This window comes from Streptomyces sp. NPDC088387 (assembly GCF_044753385.1).
In the GTDB taxonomy this organism is placed as follows: domain Bacteria; phylum Actinomycetota; class Actinomycetes; order Streptomycetales; family Streptomycetaceae; genus Streptomyces.
Genome location: NZ_JBIVNC010000007.1, coordinates 269,393 through 285,565, shown reverse-complemented (window position 1 = coordinate 285,565; position 16,173 = coordinate 269,393). Strand labels below are relative to the sequence as shown.

The following is a 16,173-nucleotide window of genomic DNA, read 5'->3' as shown; positions in this document are numbered from 1 at the left end:
GGGTTATGAGCAGCATGGAGGAACACGGCTCGGACCATCGGCCGGCCCCGGGTTCACTGGCCCACCGGGTGCCGGATCTCGGGGCGCTGGAACTGCTCCTCGCGGTGGCCCGGCTGGGCAGTCTCGGCGCGGCCGCCCGCGAGGTGGGCGTCAGCCAGCCCGCCGCCAGCAGCCGGATCCGCTCGATGGAACGGCAGTTGGGGGTCGCGCTCGTCGACCGCTCACCGCGCGGCTCCCGGCTCACGGACGCGGGCGCGCTCGTCACCGACTGGGCGCGGCGGGTCGTGGAGGCGGCGGAGGCGTTCGACGCGGGGGCGCAGGCGCTGCGGGACCGGCGGGACTCGCGGCTGCGGGTCGCGGCGAGTATGACGATCGCCGAGTACCTGTTGCCGGGCTGGCTGCTGGCCCTGCGTGCGGAGCGCCCCGACACGGCCGTGTCGCTTCTCGCCGGCAACTCCACGTCGGTGGCGGAGCGGCTGCTCGCCGACGAGGCGGACCTGGGGTTTGTGGAGGGGCTGACCGTGCCGTCCGGACTGGACTCCGTGGTCATCGCGCACGACCAGCTCATCGTCGTCACCGCCCCCGCCCATCCCTGGGCGCGGCGCCGGAAGCCGCTGGCGGCCGCGGAGCTTGCCGCGACGCCGCTGATCCTGCGGGAGGAGGGGTCCGGTACGCGGCAGGTTCTCGAGACCGCGCTCGGGGGGCTTGCGCGGCCTCTTATCGAGCTCTCCTCCACCACGGCCGTGAAGGCGGCGGCCGTCAGCAATGCCGGGCCCGCGGTGCTGAGTGAACTTGCCGTGCGGGAGGAGCTCGCTATGCGGCGGTTGGTGAGTGTGCCGGTCGAGGGGGCCGCGCTGGCCCGCGACCTGCGCGCCGTGTGGCGCACGGGGCATCGCCCTGCCGGCCCGGCCCGGGAGCTGTTGGCTCTGACACGGGGGTAGCGGGGGCCGGGGGCCAGGGGGGAGGGGGAAGGGGTGGTGCGGGTACGGGGGTGAGTGCGGGTCGGTGGGGGCTGGTCGCGCAGTTCCCCGCGCCCCTTTGGCGGCGTTGACGGGGGTCGGGACGGGGCTGTGACCGGGTTTTCGGGTGCAGGGGGGCGACCCGGCAGCCGGGAGGCGTGGGGCGGAAGTGGCTTAGGATTCGGGTCGTTGTTGCACGTAGGGGTGGGGAAAACGGGGGCTCGGGGATGCGGCATGCGACGGAGGCGTTCCAGCCACTCCAGGCGGACGACCCGCGCCAGGTGGCCGGTTACCGCCTCGCGGCCCGGCTCGGCGCCGGCGGCATGGGACGCGTCTACCTCTCCCACACACAGGGCGGCCGGCCCGTCGCGATCAAGGTGGTGCGCCCGGAGCTCGCCGACGACGCCGACTTCCGGCGCCGGTTCCGGCGCGAGATCACGGCCGCGCAGCGCGTCCGAGGCGCCTACACCGCCGAGCTGATCGACGCCGACGCCGACGGCACCCCGCCCTGGCTGGCCACGCTCTACGTCCCCGGCCCCGCCCTCTCCGAGGCGGTCGCCCGGCGCGGTCCGCTGCCGGTGCCCGCGGTGCTGTGGCTGACGGCCGGGATCGCCGAGGCCCTCCAGGCCGTCCACGGCGCCGGAATCGTGCACCGCGACCTCAAGCCGTCGAACGTACTGCTCGCCTCCGACGGCCCACGCGTGATCGACTTCGGCATATCCATGGCCGCCGACGTCAGTTCGCACACCGCGACCGGCGCCACCCTCGGCACACCCCAGTACATGGCGCCCGAGCAGGCCACCGCGGGCGAGGTCACGGCGGCGACCGACGTCTTCGCCCTCGCCCAGACGGCCGCCTTCGCCCTCCTGGGCAGACCGCTCTACGGCGACGGACCCTCGGCGACCGTCCTGTACCGCATCGTGCACACCCGGCCCGACCTCTCCGGACTGCCCGACGGGCTCCGCCCCCTGATCGCCCGCTGCCTGGCCCACGACCCGGCGGAACGGGCCACCCTGACCGACATCGTGGAGTGGTGCCGGGACCAACTCGGCACGGACGCACGGCCGACGGCCTGGCCGGAGATCACCGGGCCCGAGCGGAGCGTTCCGGCACCGGTCGCCTCGACGCCGGCCCCCGACGTCACTCCGGCCGACGCGCCGACCGTGGCCGAAGCCCGCACCACGCCCCAGAACCGCGTCCCCGCCCACAACCGGACCCTGGCGCACACCGCGCCCCTGATCGCGCCGACGCACCGGCCGGTGGCGGTCGCGCGCCCGGCCCGCCGCAGACGCACGGCACTCGTGACGGCCGCTCTGGTGACGGCGGGCGTCGTGCTGGTGGGCGGCCTCGCGTGGACGACGCGGGACGGGTGGGTCCCGGACGGCGGCGGGGACAGGGGCGGGGCGGCGGCGGGCTCCGCGGGGCCGAAGGCGTCTGCGTCCAACGGGTCCGACGGGTCCGACGCGGCCGAAGGCGGCGGGGCCCGTGACGGGGCGTCGGCGGCCGGTGGACAGCAGTCCGAGGACGCGTCGGGCGTCGACGGTGCGGGTACCGGGTCCCGGGCGCCGCGGCCCGAGGACCACGCGCAGATGCGGCTGGACGAGGGGAACTCCCTGAGTTTCTCCTCACCCGACCAGCGCAAGGACCGCACGGGTGACATCCGGTTCACCTGCGAGAACCTCGGCTGCGCGCTGGAGAGCGACACCAGCACGATCACGCAGATGATGGGCGCGCAGGGCACCACCCTCGACGAGTGCCGGATCATCATGGAGGGCGCCACGGCCCACACCTTCCCGCTGAGCGCCGCGGCGGCGGGCAGCGAGTTCTGCGTCCAGCACCGCAACGGGGACATGGCGTTGCTGGTCGTCCAGGTGAAGAACACCGCGCTGTGGGACATCAAGGGATCCAGCTTCCTGCTGCTGGACATGACCATCTGGCGGGACGCGGTGCGGAGCTGAGCGTGTGCGCTCCCGGCGCCTATTCGCCCTGTGCTCACCCCATGCGCGCCCCGCGCCCGCTCACCCCGCGCGCCTCGCACCACGGACGCCTCGCACCACGGGCGCCTCGCACCACGGGCGCCAGAAATCCGTGGCGCCCCGCGCCCACGCCCGGCACGATGCCCTGCATGATGCCGCCCGCCACCGGCCTGCGTACCCCGTGGGAGGACCTCCCCGCACCCCTGCGCGCCGCCGTCGCCGACGTCCTCGGCGCTCCGGTCGTCCGCGCCGAGACCCAGCGCGGCGGTTTCTCCCCGGGTGCGGCGGCCCGCGTGCGCACCGCCGACGGCCGCCGTGCCTTCGTGAAGGCGGTCAGCGCGGACACCAACCCGGTCAGCCCGCTGCTCCACCGCGCCGAGGCCCGTAACACCGCCGCCCTTCCGCCCCACGTCCCGGCGCCCCGCCTCCTCGGTACGTACGACGACGGCACCTGGGTCGCCCTGGTCCTCGAGGACGTCGACGGACGTCAGCCCGAAGTCCCCTGGCGTGCGGAGGAGTTGGACCGGGTGCTCGACGCCGTCGCGGAGCTCGCGCGCGGCCTCACACCGTCCCCCGTCGACGCCCCGAGTGCCGCCGACGCCCTCAAGGGCAACTTCAGCGGCTGGAACCGGCTGCTCGCCGGCGAGGATCCCGCCCTCGCCGAGCACGTCGACGACTGGACCTTCAGCCACCTGTCCCGGCTCGCCGAACTCGCCGCGCCCTGGGCCGAGGCCACAGCCGGTGACACCCTCGCCCACGCCGATCTGCGCGCCGACAACATGCTGCTCACCGGCGACGGCCGGGTCGTCTTCGTCGACTGGCCGCACGCCGTCCGTGCCGCCCCCTGGTTCGACCTGCTCGTGATGCTGCCGTGCGTCGGCGCGCAGGGCGGCCCCGACCCGGAGGAGGTGTTCACCGAGCACGTCCTCGGCAGGGACGCCGACCCGGACGCCGTCACCGCGGGACTTGCAGCCCTCGCCGGCTACTTCCTGCGCAACTCCCTGCGCCCGGCCCCGCCCGGCCTGCCCACCCTGCGGCCGTTCCAACGCGCCCAGGCGGACGCGGCGTTGGCCTGGCTCAGACGGAGACTGGGCTGACGGGCGCCGGTCCAGCAGGTCCGCTAACCCCTCCGCGCGTCGGCCGCCTCCACCAGCGCCCGCATCACCCGTACGTCCCGGCCCATCTCCGGATGCCATTGCACGCCGAGCAACCAGCCCTGCGCGGACGGCATCTCGATCGCCTCGACCGTGCCGTCCGCCGCGTACGCCGACGGCACCAGGCCCGTACCGAGGCGGTCCACTGCCTGGTGGTGGTACGTCGGCACGTCGACCTCCTCCGGCACCACGGCCGCGTACCGCGTCCCCGGCACCGGCTTGACCGGGTGCGAGCCGAAGACGCCGACCTGCTCCACATGCCCGTCGAGGTGCTGGACGAGGGTGCCGCCGAGGGCGACGTTCAGCAGCTGCATCCCCCGGCAGATGCCCAGCAGCGGCACACCGGCCGCCAACGCGGCGTCGATCAGGGCCAGTTCCCAGGCGTCCCGCTCGGGCGCCGGCGGGCCGGTCCGGGGATGGCGCTCGGCGCCGTACCACTGGGGATCCATGTCCGGGCCGCCCGCGACGACCAGTCCGTCCACGCGGGCCACGGCCGCCGCCGCGAGCGCCGGGGCGTCCGGCGGCAGCAGCGCGGCGAGGCCCCCCGCGCGCTGCACGAGCCGTGGATAGCCGGCCGGCAGCAGCACTGCCTCCAGCTCCCACACGCCCCAGCGCGTCCCCGACTCCAGATACGTACTGACGCCGATCAACGGCCTGCCGGTCATCCGTCCTCCCGCCGCGCACAAAGGCTCGTCCCCATACCTTTGCCGTCACGGCGGTCCAATGCAAGGCCGGGCCCGCTCACGCCAGGAAACCGCGCAACAGCGCCGCCGTGCCCGCGCAGTGCTCCCGCATGATCTCCCGTGCCCCGTCCGCGTCCCCGTCCAGGACCGCCTCCACCAGCGCGGTGTGCTGGCGCTGGGAGTGCTCCAGATTGCGCACCAGGAGCGGGATGCAGTCCAGCAGTTCGTTCACCGTGGCCCGTACGGCCGCGTACTGCGCGGTCAGGGTGGGTGAGCCGCACAGCTCTGCCAGGGTCAGATGGAGCAGGGTGTCCAAACGGCGGTAGTCGCCGAGCGGCGCGTCCCGGGTGCGGGCCAGGGCCTGGCGCAGCCGCTCCGCCCGCTCGTACTCCAGCCCGTGCGCCGCGCACAGACCGGCCGCGCCCACCTCCAGGACCTCCCGGAACCGCAGTACGTCCTCGACGTCCACCCCGGCGACCCGCCGCCGCAGCTCGTCCTCGCCGCCCGCGTCCGAGCGCGCCAGCACGAACGTGCCGCCGTACCGCCCCCGCCGCGACTCCACCAGGCCCTGGTCCTGGAGCACCTTCAGCACCTCGCGCAGGGTCACCCGGCTGATCCCCAGCCGCTCCGCCAGTTCCCGCTCGGCGGGCAGCCTTCCGCCGCCGGGCACCAGGCCGAGCCGGACGATCTGGAGGATCTGCTCCAGCGCCTCCTCGAAGCCGTTGCCCGCCCGCACCGGGCGCAGCACCGGCGTCAACCCGTCGGCGGGCCCGTCCGCACGATCCACCGTCATCCGGCCGTGCCCCCTTCCCAAGCAAAGGTCTTCCGCAATACCTTATGGCTCCCGGCCGACCGAAGAAGCCCTGAGAAGCATGAAGGAGGCTCTCCGTGGCAGACCGCACACCCCCGCTGAGCATCGAGGAACTGCACGCCCTCGTCGCGGCGGGTGACGTCGACACCGTCGTCCTGGCCTTCCCCGACATGCAGGGGCGCCTCCAGGGCAAGCGGTTCGCGGCGCGCTTCTTCCTCGACGAGGTCCTCCACCACGGCACCGAGGGCTGCAACTACCTGCTCGCCGTCGACACCGAGATGAACACCGTCGAGGGCTACGCCATGTCGTCCTGGGAGCGTGGCTACGGCGACTTCGCCATGCACCCCGACCTGAGCACCCTGCGCCGCGTGCCCTGGAACGAGGGCACCGCCATGGTCGTCGCCGACCTCGCCTGGAACGACGGCTCACCCGTCGTCGCCGCGCCCCGCCAGATCCTCCGCCGCCAGCTGGAGCGCCTCGCCGAACACGGACTGACCGCGCAGGTCGGCACCGAGCTGGAGTTCATCGTCTTCAAGGACACCTACGAGCAGGCGTGGGACGCGCACTACCGGGGGCTCACCCCGGCCAACCAGTACAACATCGACTACTCCGTCCTCGGCACCGGCCGGATCGAACCCCTGCTGCGCCGCATCCGCAACGAGATGTCGGCCGCCGGGCTCACCGTCGAGTCCGCCAAGGGCGAGTGCAACCCCGGCCAGCACGAGATCGTCTTCCGCTACGACGAGGCCCTCGTCACCTGCGACCAGCACACGATCTACAAGACCGGTGCCAAGGAGATCGCCGCCCAGGACGGCTGCTCGCTCACCTTCATGGCCAAGTACAACGAGCGCGAGGGCAACTCCTGCCACATCCACCTCTCGCTCACCGACGCCGCCGGCAACAACGCCATGGCCGGATCCGGCGACGAGCCCGGCGGCATGTCCGAGCTGATGCGCCACTTCCTCGCCGGACAGCTCGCCGCACTGCGGGACTTCGCCCTCCTCTACGCCCCGAACATCAACTCGTACAAGCGGTTCCAGCCCGGCTCCTTCGCGCCGACCGCCGCCGCCTGGGGCCACGACAACCGCACCTGCGCCCTGCGGGTCGTCGGCCACGGCCGCTCCCTGCGCTTCGAGAACCGGCTGCCCGGCGGTGACGTCAACCCGCACCTCGCCGTCGCCGGACTGGTCGCCGCAGGCCTGTACGGCATCGAGCACAAGCTCGAACTGCCCGAGCCCTGCACCGGCAACGCCTACACCGGCGACTACGCGCACGTCCCCACCACCCTGCGCGAGGCCGCCGAGCTCTGGGAGCACAGCGAGATCGCGCGGTCCGCCTTCGGCGACGAGGTCGTCGCCCACTACCGCAACATGGCGCGCGTCGAACTCGACGCCTTCGACGCCGCAGTGACCGACTGGGAGCTGCGCCGCTCCTTCGAACGTCTGTGAGGCCCTTCTTGTCCGACCAGCTCCCGTCCGACACGCTCCAGGTACTGAACCCGGCGACCGAGGAGGTCGTCGCGACGGTCCCGGCCGCCACCGCCGCCGACGTCGACGCGGCGGTCGTACGGGCCGTCCGCGCCCAGGCCGTCTGGGCCGCCCTCGCCCCCGGCGACCGCGCCCGGCTGCTGCGCCGGTTCGCCGTCGTCGTCGACGAACACCTCGAAGAACTCGCGCAACTGGAGGTCCGCGAGGCCGGGCATGTGATCGGCAACGCCCGCTGGGAGGCGGGCAACGTCCGTGACCTGCTCGACTACGCGGCCGGGGGAGTGGAGCGGCTCACCGGCCGTCAGATCCCCGTCCCCGGCGGCCTCGACGTCACCATCCTCGAACCGCTCGGCGTCGTCGGTGTCATCGCGCCCTGGAACTTCCCGATGCCGATCGCCGCCTGGGGCACCGCCCCCGCGCTCGCGGCCGGCAACGCGGTCCTCCTCAAGCCCGCCGAGACCACCCCGCTGACCGCCCTGCGCCTGGCCGAACTCGCCCTGGAGGCAGGCCTTCCCGAGGGCCTGTTCCAGGTGCTGCCCGGCCACGGGCCGGTCGCGGGCAACGCGCTCGTCGAGCACCCGGACGTCGCCAAGATCGTGTTCACCGGCTCCACCGCCGTGGGCAAGCAGGTACTGGCCAGGGGCTCCGCGCTGCTCAAGCGCGTCACCCTCGAACTCGGCGGCAAGAGCCCCAACATCGTCTTCGCCGACGCCGACCTCGAAGCCGCCGCGGCCGCCGCACCCATGTCGTTCCTCGACAACTCCGGCCAGGACTGCTGCGCCCGCACCCGTATCCTCGTCCAACGGTCCGCCCACGACCGGTTCCTGGAGCTGCTCGCCCCGGCGATCGAGGCCGTCACCGTCGGCGACCCCGCCGACGCCGGCACCGACATGGGCCCGCTGATCTCCAGGACCCAGCTCGACCGCGTCCGCTCCTACGTCACCGACGACCTGCCCGGCATCCGCGGCAAGGCCCCCGAAGGCCCCGGCTTCTGGTTCGCGCCCACCGTCCTCACCGGCGTCGACCCGGCCGCCCGCGTCGCCGTCGAGGAGGTCTTCGGCCCCGTCGCCGTCGTCCTGCCCTTCGACGACGAGGCGGACGCGATCCGGCTCGCCAACGCCACCGACTACGGTCTCGCCGGCTCCATCTGGACCCGGGACGTCGGCCGCGCCCTGCGCGTCTCCCAGGCCGTCCGCGCCGGCAACCTGTCCGTCAACTCCCACTCCAGCGTCCGTTACTGGACCCCGTTCGGCGGCTTCAAGCAGTCCGGCATCGGCCGGGAGCTGGGCCCGGACGCCCTCACCGCGTTCACCGAGACCAAGAACGTCTTCATCAGCACGGAAGGCCCCGCACAGTGACCGAAGAGAACATCTGCCGCCGCCTCGTCGGCCGTACGGCCGTCATCACCGGCGCCGGCAGCGGCATCGGCCTCGCGACCGCCCGCCGGCTCGCCTCCGAGGGCGCGCACGTCGTCTGCGGCGACGTCGACGAGGTACGCGGCAAGGCCGCCGCCGACGAGGTCGGCGGAGTCTTCGTCAAGGTCGACGTCACCGACCCGGAGCAGGTCGAGACCCTGTTCCGGACGGCCTTCGAGACCTACGGCAGTGTCGACATCGCCTTCAACAACGCGGGCATCTCGCCGCCCGACGACGACTCCATCCTGGAGACGGGACTTGAGGCCTGGAAGCGGGTCCAGGAGGTCAACCTCACCTCCGTCTACCTCTGCTGCAAGGCGGCCATCCCCTACATGCGCAGCCAGGGGAAGGGCTCGATCATCAACACCGCGTCGTTCGTGGCCCGCATGGGCGCCGCCACCAGCCAGATCTCGTACACCGCCTCCAAGGGCGGCGTCCTCGCCATGTCCCGTGAACTGGGTGTGCAGTTCGCCCGCGAGGGCATCCGCGTCAACGCCCTGTGCCCCGGGCCGGTCAACACCCCGCTGCTCCAGGAGCTGTTCGCGAAGGACCCCGAGCGCGCGGCCCGGCGCCTGGTGCACATCCCGGTCGGCCGGTTCGCCGAGGCCGACGAGATCGCCGCCGCCGTCGCCTTCCTGGCCAGCGACGACTCCTCGTTCGTCAACGCCACCGACTTCCTGGTGGACGGCGGGATCGCGGGGGCGTACGTCACACCGCTGTAGCCGACGGCCCACCCGGAGGCTGTCCTAGAGTGCCGGGGTGAGCATGACACCTCCGCCCGGCTGGTACCGCGATCCGTCGGCCCCGCACCTCGAACGGTGGTGGGACGGCGTCTCCTGGACCGAGCACCGGCGCGCGCCTGAACCCGTGACGCCGCCGGTGCCGGGACCCGCGGTGCCCGACACCCCGGCACCGGGGCCGTACGCGGAAGGCCCGTACACACAGGGGCCGTACACCCCGGGACCGTACCCGTCCGGTCAGCCGACGCCGGCCTCGACGCTCCCCCTGGCGCCCGCCGTGGCCGACGGGGCGTCCACGCGGGCCAAGGCCATCGCGATGACGGTCGCCGGTGCCGTACTCGTCGCGGCGATCGTCACGGGCGCGGTCGTGCTGCGCGACGGAGACACCGGCGGCGCCGACACCCAGGCCGAGCCCGGCCCCACGGCCACCACGAGCGAGCCGTCGGCGCCCCCGAGCACTCCCGAGGCATCTCCCGCGCCCGAGGACCCGTCCGTGGTGGTGGACCAGCTCAACGGCATCACGTTCCCGCTGCTCGACGGCTGGGAGCGGGCCGAGCACGTGGCGCAGGAGGACGCCGTCATGACCACCGACGGCACCTACGACTGTCCGGGCGCCGGGTCCGTCTGCCGGTACGGCACCGTCCTGTCCCGCACGGTCACCGAGAACACCGCGACCTCCCCCGAGGCCATCGCCAAGGGCGACATCCAGAGCGCCGCCGACGACGCCTACGACCGTGACGCCGTCGGACAACTGCCGTTCGGCGGCATCGAGTCCCACAAGCAGGTCGCCGCCGGCCCGGTCGCCGTGGCGGGCCGCGCCGGCTACTACGTGCGCTGGCGCGTCAAGACCGAACTGGGCGAGGGCGGTTACGTCCAGTCCCTGGCCTTCCAGTCCAGCACCGGCACCGAGACCCCCGTCCTCGTCCGCTACGTGTTCGACGCGGGCGAGGACGCCCCGCCGCTCTCCGACATGGACCGGATCACCAAGGGCATCCGGTCCATCGACGACGCGGCCACGGGAGGCGGAGTCGGCAGCAGCGTCGGCCCCTAGTAGAGAACCCGCCGCGCTACAGGAACGTACGGCCCTCGCCGCGGTACGTCGGCACGGTCGCCGTCACCGTCTCGCCCTCGATCAGGTGCAGTTCGTCGAACCGCTCGCACAGCTCACCGGCCTTCGCGTGCCGGAACCACACCTTGTCGCCGATCAGCAGATCGTCGGCGGGCGAGCCCAGCAGCGGTGTCTGCACCTCGCCGGGCCCCTCCTGGCCGTCGTAGCGCAGCCCCTCGGGGAGATACGGCACCGGGAGCCGGTCGGGGCCGGCCGCGCCGGACGCCGGATAGCCGCCGCCGAGCACGGTCACCACCCCGACGCCGGGGCGGCGCACCACGGGCTGGGCGAACAGCGCGGCCGGACGGCCGGTGAACGACGTGTAGTTGTCGAACAGCCGCGGTACGTACAGCCCCGAACCGGCCGCGATCTCCGTGACCGCGTCCTCCGCGGCCGTCTGCTGCACACTGCCCGTGCCGCCGCCGTTGACGAACTCCAGGTCCGGCGCGACCGCCCGGACCGCACGCACCACCGCGGCGCGCCGCTCGGCGAGTTCACGCCGCGCGGTGGCCTGCATCAGCCGGATCGCCCGCGACCGCAGCGGCCGCCCGGCGACGTCGTCGCCGACGCCTGCGATGTGGCCCTCGTACCCCATGATCCCGACGACCTTGAAGCCCGGGCGGCGGGCCACTGCCCGTGCCATGTCCGCGACCTGGGCGGGGGAGTAGAGGGGAGAGCGCAGCGCCCCGACGCGTACCCGGCCCCCGAGCAGCTTCAGTGACGTGTCCAACTCCAGGCAGACGCGCACCACTTCACCGCCGCCGTCGCGCGCGGCGTCGATCAGGTCGAGCTGCGCCGGGTCGTCGACCATCACGGTCACCGCGGCGGCGAGCTTCGGATCGGCCGCCAGCTCGGCGAACCCGGCCCGGTCGGCGGACGGGTACGCCAGCAGCACGTCCTCGAAACCGGAACGCGCCAGCCACAGCGACTCGGCCAGCGTGAACGACATGATGCCCGCGAAACCGTCCCTGGCCAGGACCCGTTCGAGCAGGGCACGGCAGCGGACGGACTTGCTGGCGACGCGGATCGGTTTGCCGGCCGCCCGGCGGAGCAGGTCGTCCGCGTTGGCGTCGAAGGCATCCAGGTCCACGATCGCGAGCGGGGCGTCGAGATGGGCGGTGGCCCGGTCGTATCGGGCGCGGTCAGCGGCGCGTGCGGTCATGAACGAAGCCTGCCAGACGCGATTACCGCAGGGTAGGGGGACGATCCGGGCAGATGCCCCGGGGTCGCGGACTGGTTCCCGTTCGAGCCGTGTCAGCCCGTAGAGTGACGCGCACGTACGGGGAACGCCGCCTGTCGCGCACGCGCGCGAGGATGGCGGTCGGGCCGTACGGGTATGCCTGCCCGGGGAGGATCGCACGGGCACACGCGTACGACGTAAGGCCCCGCGCGAGTGGGAGCGGGCCCGGGACACGAGGAAACGGGGGGTGCATGAGCACCGAGGCACGGCGCACCCCCGTCCCGCCACGTCCCACGGCACCGCCGCCCCCCGCCCAGCCCCCCACGGTCGGCGTCGATCGCCACCCGTTTCCTCCGGAGGTTCCGACGGACTCGACCGACCGTTCGTCGAGGCCGGAGGGGCCGTCGACCGGCGACACCGGCGACACGGGGGACCGGGTTCCGGCGCCCGAACCGCGCGGCGGCGACCGGACGGACGCTCCGCGCGGCGGTGATCGGACGGAGGGTCCGCGCGGTGGCGCTCCGGCGGGCGGCTCGCGGATCGGTGACCGGGCCCGCGGTGCTCGTTTCGCCGGCCCGGCGCGGGACGCGGACGGTCGCGACAGCGAAGCCCCCGACCCGACGGGCGAAGGCCCGTCCACCCCGGTCGATGGCCCGAACACCCCGAACACCGGCCGGTCCGCCCCCGGCAGCGGTCTCTTCGGCCCGCCTCCGCCCCCCGCCTCCGCCCGCTTCCCGGACACCGCGCCCACGGCGGGCCGCGCCCGCTTCCCGGCCCCCGGCCCTCGCCGTACGACCCCGCCCGCCGAGACACCCGCGGAGAAGACCCGGCGCCTGCGCCCGATCCCACCGGACGGCCCCACCACCCGCCCTTTCCGTCTCCCGAGCCCACCTCTCACGGACCGCCCGCAACGCCCGGCACAGCCCGCCGCCCGCGCCACGGAGACGGTCCGCGGCCCCGTACCGCCGGTGCCGGGCATGCCGCCCACCCGCGTCACGGAGACGCCCGGACGTCCCGTCCCGCCCGTGCCCGGCAGCACGCCCGCCGCCGCCCGCGCCACGAATACAGGCCGCCCCCCGGCCCCCGGCGCCCACACCACCGACACCCCCCGTCACCCGGCCCCGCCCCAGCCTGGCTCCCGCATCCCCGACGGTTCGCACCGTCACCCGGCTCCGCCCGCGCCCGCCCGGCCCGCGGACGCCCCCCGTCACCCCGCCCCATCCACCCCCGGCACCCCGCCCGGCCCCCGAGCCACTGACGCGCCCCGTCACCCGGCTCCGCCCGCCCCTGGTGCTCGCGTTCCCGACGCTTCCCGTCACTCGGCCCCGCCTGCCCCCGGCGCCCGAGCCACCGACGCGCCCCGTCACCCGGCTCCGCCCGCCCCTGGTGCTCGCGTTCCCGACGCTTCCCGTCACTCGGCCCCGCCCGCCCCCGGCGCCCGAGCCACCGACGCGCCCCGTCACCCGGCTCCGCCCGCCTCCGGCGCCCGAGCCACCGATGCCTCTCGGCACCCCGCTCCGCCCGCCCCCGGCGCACCGCCCGCCCCCGTCGTGACCCCCGATCCCGCTCTCTCCTGGAGTGCGCTTTCCGGGGGTGGGGACGAGCGGCCTGTGGTGAGTTTTGGGCGGCCGGAGGGGTATGACGCCGATGCCCGGCCACGGGTGCTCGGCGGGCGGATGCGGAACCGGACCGTTGCCGCGGCCGCCTGTGTGGTCCTCGGACTGGGACTCATCGGCGGTGCGGCGACCGGCAGTTGGCTCGTCGGGGGCTCGGACTCCGAGCAGGAGCACAGCGCGTTCGTCGCGGCCGGAGACCTGTGGCACAGCGTGCCGGTCGACGGCCTCTTCCCGCGGACCGTCGACGGCAAGGGCGCGGGCCCCGGCGAGGCGGACCGCACCTGGACCCGGATCGCCGTTGCCCCGGACAGCGGATGCACCAACGCCTTCGACCCGCTGCTGCGCAAGGCCCTCGCGCCGGCCGGCTGCGCACGTCTGCTGCGCGCCACCTACACCGACGCCACCCAGAGCTTCGTCACCACCGTCGGCCTGCTGTTCACCGACGCCGACGACGCGGCCATGCGCGCGCTGGCCGAACGGTTCAAGCTGGACGGCCTGGACAGCCGTACCGACCTGATGCCCCGCCCGTACGCCGCGAAGGGCACCGCGGCGGCCGGGTTCGGCAACGCGCAACGCGCCTCCTGGACGGTGCGTGTCCTCACAGACGCGCCCGTCGTCGTCTACTCCGTCAGCGGCTGGGCCGACGGACGGACCGTCGACACCCCGCAGCCCGCCACCGTCGCCGTGGCGCCCGAGACCACCAGCTCGGTCGCCCAGGCCGGCCTCGGACACGAGGCCAAGGGCCTCGCCGACCGCATCGAGCGGAGTCTGCGCAAGAACGTCACCTCGGCCTCGGAGCAGCCGTCATGAGCCGCCGCACAACCGGCAGGGCCGGACTTCTCGCGTGTCTGGTGGCCGCCTCGGTCGCCCTCGTGCCGCCGACCGCCGCGCACGCCGACACCATCCGGGCCCAGCAGTGGGCCCTGGAAGCCATGCACACCGACGAGGTCTGGCAGACCACCAAGGGCGAGGGCGTCACCGTCGCCGTCCTGGACACCGGCGTCGACGCCGACCACCCCGACCTCGTCGGCAACGTCCTCGCCACCAAGGACATGGTCGGCTTCGGGGCCAAGCAGGGCGACCGCGCCTGGGCCCGGCACGGCACCGCGATGGCCGGGATCATCGCGGGTCACGGCCATGGCGTCGACGGCGCGGACGGCGTCCTCGGCATAGCCCCGGCGGCGAAGATCCTCCCGGTCCGGGTGATCCTGGAGGACGGCGACACCGCCCGCAGCAAGGCCCGCAAGACCCGCGGCAACGCCCTCGCCGAAGGCATCCGCTGGGCCGCCGACCAGGGTGTCGACGTCATCAACATGTCCCTCGGCGACGACTCCGCCTCCGCGCACCCCGAGCCCGCCGAGGACGAGGCCGTCCAGTACGCCCTCAAGAAGGGCTCGGTCGTCGTCGCCTCCGCGGGCAACGGCGGGGAGAAGGGCGACCACATCTCCTACCCGGCCGCCTACCCGGGCGTCATAGCCGCGACCGCCGTGGACAAGTTCGGCACCCGCGCCTCCTTCTCCACCCGCCGCTGGTACGCCACGGTCAGCGCTCCCGGCGTCGACGTGGTGATCGCCGATCCCGACCGCAAGTACTACGAGGGCTGGGGCACAAGCGCCGCCGCGGCCTTCGTCTCCGGCGCGGTCGCCCTCCTCAAGTCGGCGCACCCCGGCCTCACCCCGGCCCAGGTCAAGAAGGTGCTGGAGGACACCGCCCGCAACGCGCCCGCCGACGGCCGCGACGACTCCCGCGGCTTCGGCTTCGTCGACCCGGTGGCCGCCATCGAGCAGGCCGACCGGCTCGACCCCGGGGACCTGCGCGCGGCGGCCTACGGCAACGAGTACTTCGGTCCGGGCCCCGACGCCGACGAGTCGCAGGACTCCACCGCGAGCTGGGCGGGCCTCCTGGCCGGCGGCGCGGGCGGGGTCCTGCTGGTCGCGGCGGTCGTCCTGTGGCGCGGACGCCGGGAGTACGACCGCTTCTAGGCGCTGGACGGCACTCCGTACCCCCGGCGGCCCTCAGCCTGCGGCTGCCGCCGCCGCCCCGCTCGCCGTCGCCTCCGGTTCCGCTCCGAACGCCGTGACCGCGACCCGCGCCGCGGCCTCCACCAGCGAAATCCCCTTCGCCTGGCTCGCGTTGCCGTCCGAGAGGACCGCGACCAGGAACTCCCGCCCCGCCACCGTCACCCGCCCGACGCTGTTGATGTCCCACAACCCGGTGGCGGTACGCGGCAGCCAGCCGTTCTTCAGCGCCCACGAGGAACCGTCCGCGACGGCCGACACCCCCCAGTGCTGATCGGCCGCTATCTCCTCCATCAGCCCCTGGAGATACGTCTGCGACTCCGCGCTCAGCTCGGAGCCGTCCCCGAACACCTGCTGGAGCAGGGTGAGTTGATCGGCGGCCGTGGTCTGCGTGAGCCCCCAGGTGGCGCCGTCACTGCCCTTCGTCCCGGTCAGCCCGAACCGTACGTTCGCCGCGTCCAGCCCCGCCGCCTCGCCGATCGTCCGCCACAGCGCCGACGCGGAGTCGTTGTCGCTCTGCTCGATCATCGTGGTGGCGTACGACTTCTCCGTCGCCGTCAGCCCCCGGTCCGCGTCCTGCGCCTGGAGCAGCAGGGTCGCCAGGATGTCGACCTTGACGATGCTCGCGGTGTCGAAGGAGTCCTCGCCGAATGTTGCCGACTCGCCCGACGCCACATCGAGCACCCCCACCGACAGCCGCACACCGTCCGGCACCTGCACGCCGGCCAGGGCGTCGGCCAGCAACGCGTCGCGATCCACCGGCGCGGGCTCCGTCACGGGATCCACCGTCTCCTCACCCGCCGTCGGGGCCGACGGCGACGCGGCCGACGATACGGCCCGCACCGCCGGACCCGCCTGTGGCTTCACCAACGCCGTCCCGGCCGCCGCACCGGCCATCACGACCGTCGAGGCGACGACCGTGCCGATGACCCAGCGGTGGCTTCCCGGAGACTTCATGCCCGCGATGCTCCGGGCGCCGACTGTGCCGTCTGTTAGACGCACGTGATATCTGCGTCAGAGAATTCT

The 16,173-nt window shown here is 74.0% G+C and carries 13 protein-coding genes; 9 read left to right on the top strand and 4 right to left on the bottom strand.

What is annotated here, in order from left to right:
* The first annotated feature begins 5 nt into the window (after positions 1–5).
* The 3 genes from ACIQAC_RS20750 (at position 6) to ACIQAC_RS20740 (ending at position 4,032) form a co-directional block, all read left to right on the top strand.
* Positions 6–941, top strand: coding sequence for a LysR family transcriptional regulator (locus ACIQAC_RS20750; protein ID WP_402193111.1), 936 nt, complete (start codon positions 6–8; stop codon positions 939–941).
* A 245-nt stretch (positions 942–1,186) separates the two neighbouring features.
* A complete protein-coding gene (locus ACIQAC_RS20745) occupies positions 1,187–2,917 on the top strand; it encodes a protein kinase (protein WP_402193109.1) in 1,731 nt (576 codons plus the stop codon).
* A 158-nt stretch (positions 2,918–3,075) separates the two neighbouring features.
* Complete coding sequence (locus ACIQAC_RS20740) at positions 3,076–4,032, top strand: phosphotransferase (RefSeq protein WP_402193108.1); 957 nt, start codon at positions 3,076–3,078, stop codon at positions 4,030–4,032.
* Between the two features lie 23 nt (positions 4,033–4,055).
* Here the strand turns inward: ACIQAC_RS20740 and ACIQAC_RS20735 are convergent, their stop codons facing one another.
* The gene (locus tag ACIQAC_RS20735) at positions 4,056–4,754 is read right to left on the bottom strand and encodes a gamma-glutamyl-gamma-aminobutyrate hydrolase family protein (protein WP_402193106.1); all 699 of its coding nucleotides are present in this window, start codon (positions 4,752–4,754) and stop codon (positions 4,056–4,058) included.
* Positions 4,755–4,830: 76 nt separating this feature from the next.
* Positions 4,831–5,565 carry a FadR/GntR family transcriptional regulator gene (locus tag ACIQAC_RS20730; RefSeq protein ID WP_402193104.1) on the bottom strand — a complete coding sequence of 245 codons (735 nt, stop codon included), beginning with the start codon at positions 5,563–5,565 and terminating at the stop codon, positions 4,831–4,833.
* 95 nt (positions 5,566–5,660) lie between these two features.
* Between ACIQAC_RS20730 and ACIQAC_RS20725 the strand changes: the two genes are divergently transcribed.
* From ACIQAC_RS20725 to ACIQAC_RS20710, 4 genes are read left to right on the top strand one after another with little or no spacing between them, the layout of a single operon-like run.
* Positions 5,661–7,031: a glutamine synthetase family protein gene (locus ACIQAC_RS20725; protein ID WP_402193103.1), complete on the top strand. Its 1,371-nt coding sequence runs from the start codon at positions 5,661–5,663 to the stop codon at positions 7,029–7,031.
* Between the two features lie 8 nt (positions 7,032–7,039).
* Complete coding sequence (locus ACIQAC_RS20720; protein ID WP_402193102.1) at positions 7,040–8,428, top strand: aldehyde dehydrogenase family protein; 1,389 nt, start codon at positions 7,040–7,042, stop codon at positions 8,426–8,428.
* Positions 8,425–9,207, top strand: a complete 783-nt coding sequence (locus ACIQAC_RS20715; RefSeq protein WP_402193101.1) for a 3-oxoacyl-ACP reductase — start codon at positions 8,425–8,427, stop codon at positions 9,205–9,207. Before ACIQAC_RS20720 ends, ACIQAC_RS20715 begins: the two co-directional genes overlap by 4 nt.
* Before the next feature lie 43 nt (positions 9,208–9,250).
* Positions 9,251–10,276, top strand: coding sequence for a DUF2510 domain-containing protein (locus ACIQAC_RS20710; protein WP_402193409.1), 1,026 nt, complete (start codon positions 9,251–9,253; stop codon positions 10,274–10,276).
* Positions 10,277–10,292: 16 nt separating this feature from the next.
* On the opposite strand, the gene ACIQAC_RS20705 is transcribed toward ACIQAC_RS20710, so the two are convergent.
* Positions 10,293–11,495, bottom strand: a complete 1,203-nt coding sequence (locus ACIQAC_RS20705; RefSeq protein WP_402193099.1) for an amino acid deaminase/aldolase — start codon at positions 11,493–11,495, stop codon at positions 10,293–10,295.
* Between the two features lie 1,694 nt (positions 11,496–13,189).
* On the opposite strand from ACIQAC_RS20705, the gene ACIQAC_RS20700 reads away from it, so the two are divergent.
* Positions 13,190–13,939: a hypothetical protein gene (locus tag ACIQAC_RS20700; RefSeq protein ID WP_402193097.1), complete on the top strand. Its 750-nt coding sequence runs from the start codon at positions 13,190–13,192 to the stop codon at positions 13,937–13,939.
* On the top strand, positions 13,936–15,111 hold the full coding sequence (mycP, locus tag ACIQAC_RS20695; protein ID WP_402193096.1) for a type VII secretion-associated serine protease mycosin: 1,176 nt from the start codon (positions 13,936–13,938) through the stop codon (positions 15,109–15,111). Before ACIQAC_RS20700 ends, mycP begins: the two co-directional genes overlap by 4 nt.
* A 33-nt stretch (positions 15,112–15,144) precedes the next feature.
* Here the strand turns inward: mycP and ACIQAC_RS20690 are convergent, their stop codons facing one another.
* On the bottom strand, positions 15,145–16,104 hold the full coding sequence (locus tag ACIQAC_RS20690; protein ID WP_402193094.1) for a serine hydrolase: 960 nt from the start codon (positions 16,102–16,104) through the stop codon (positions 15,145–15,147).
* Positions 16,105–16,173: the final 69 nt, after the last annotated feature.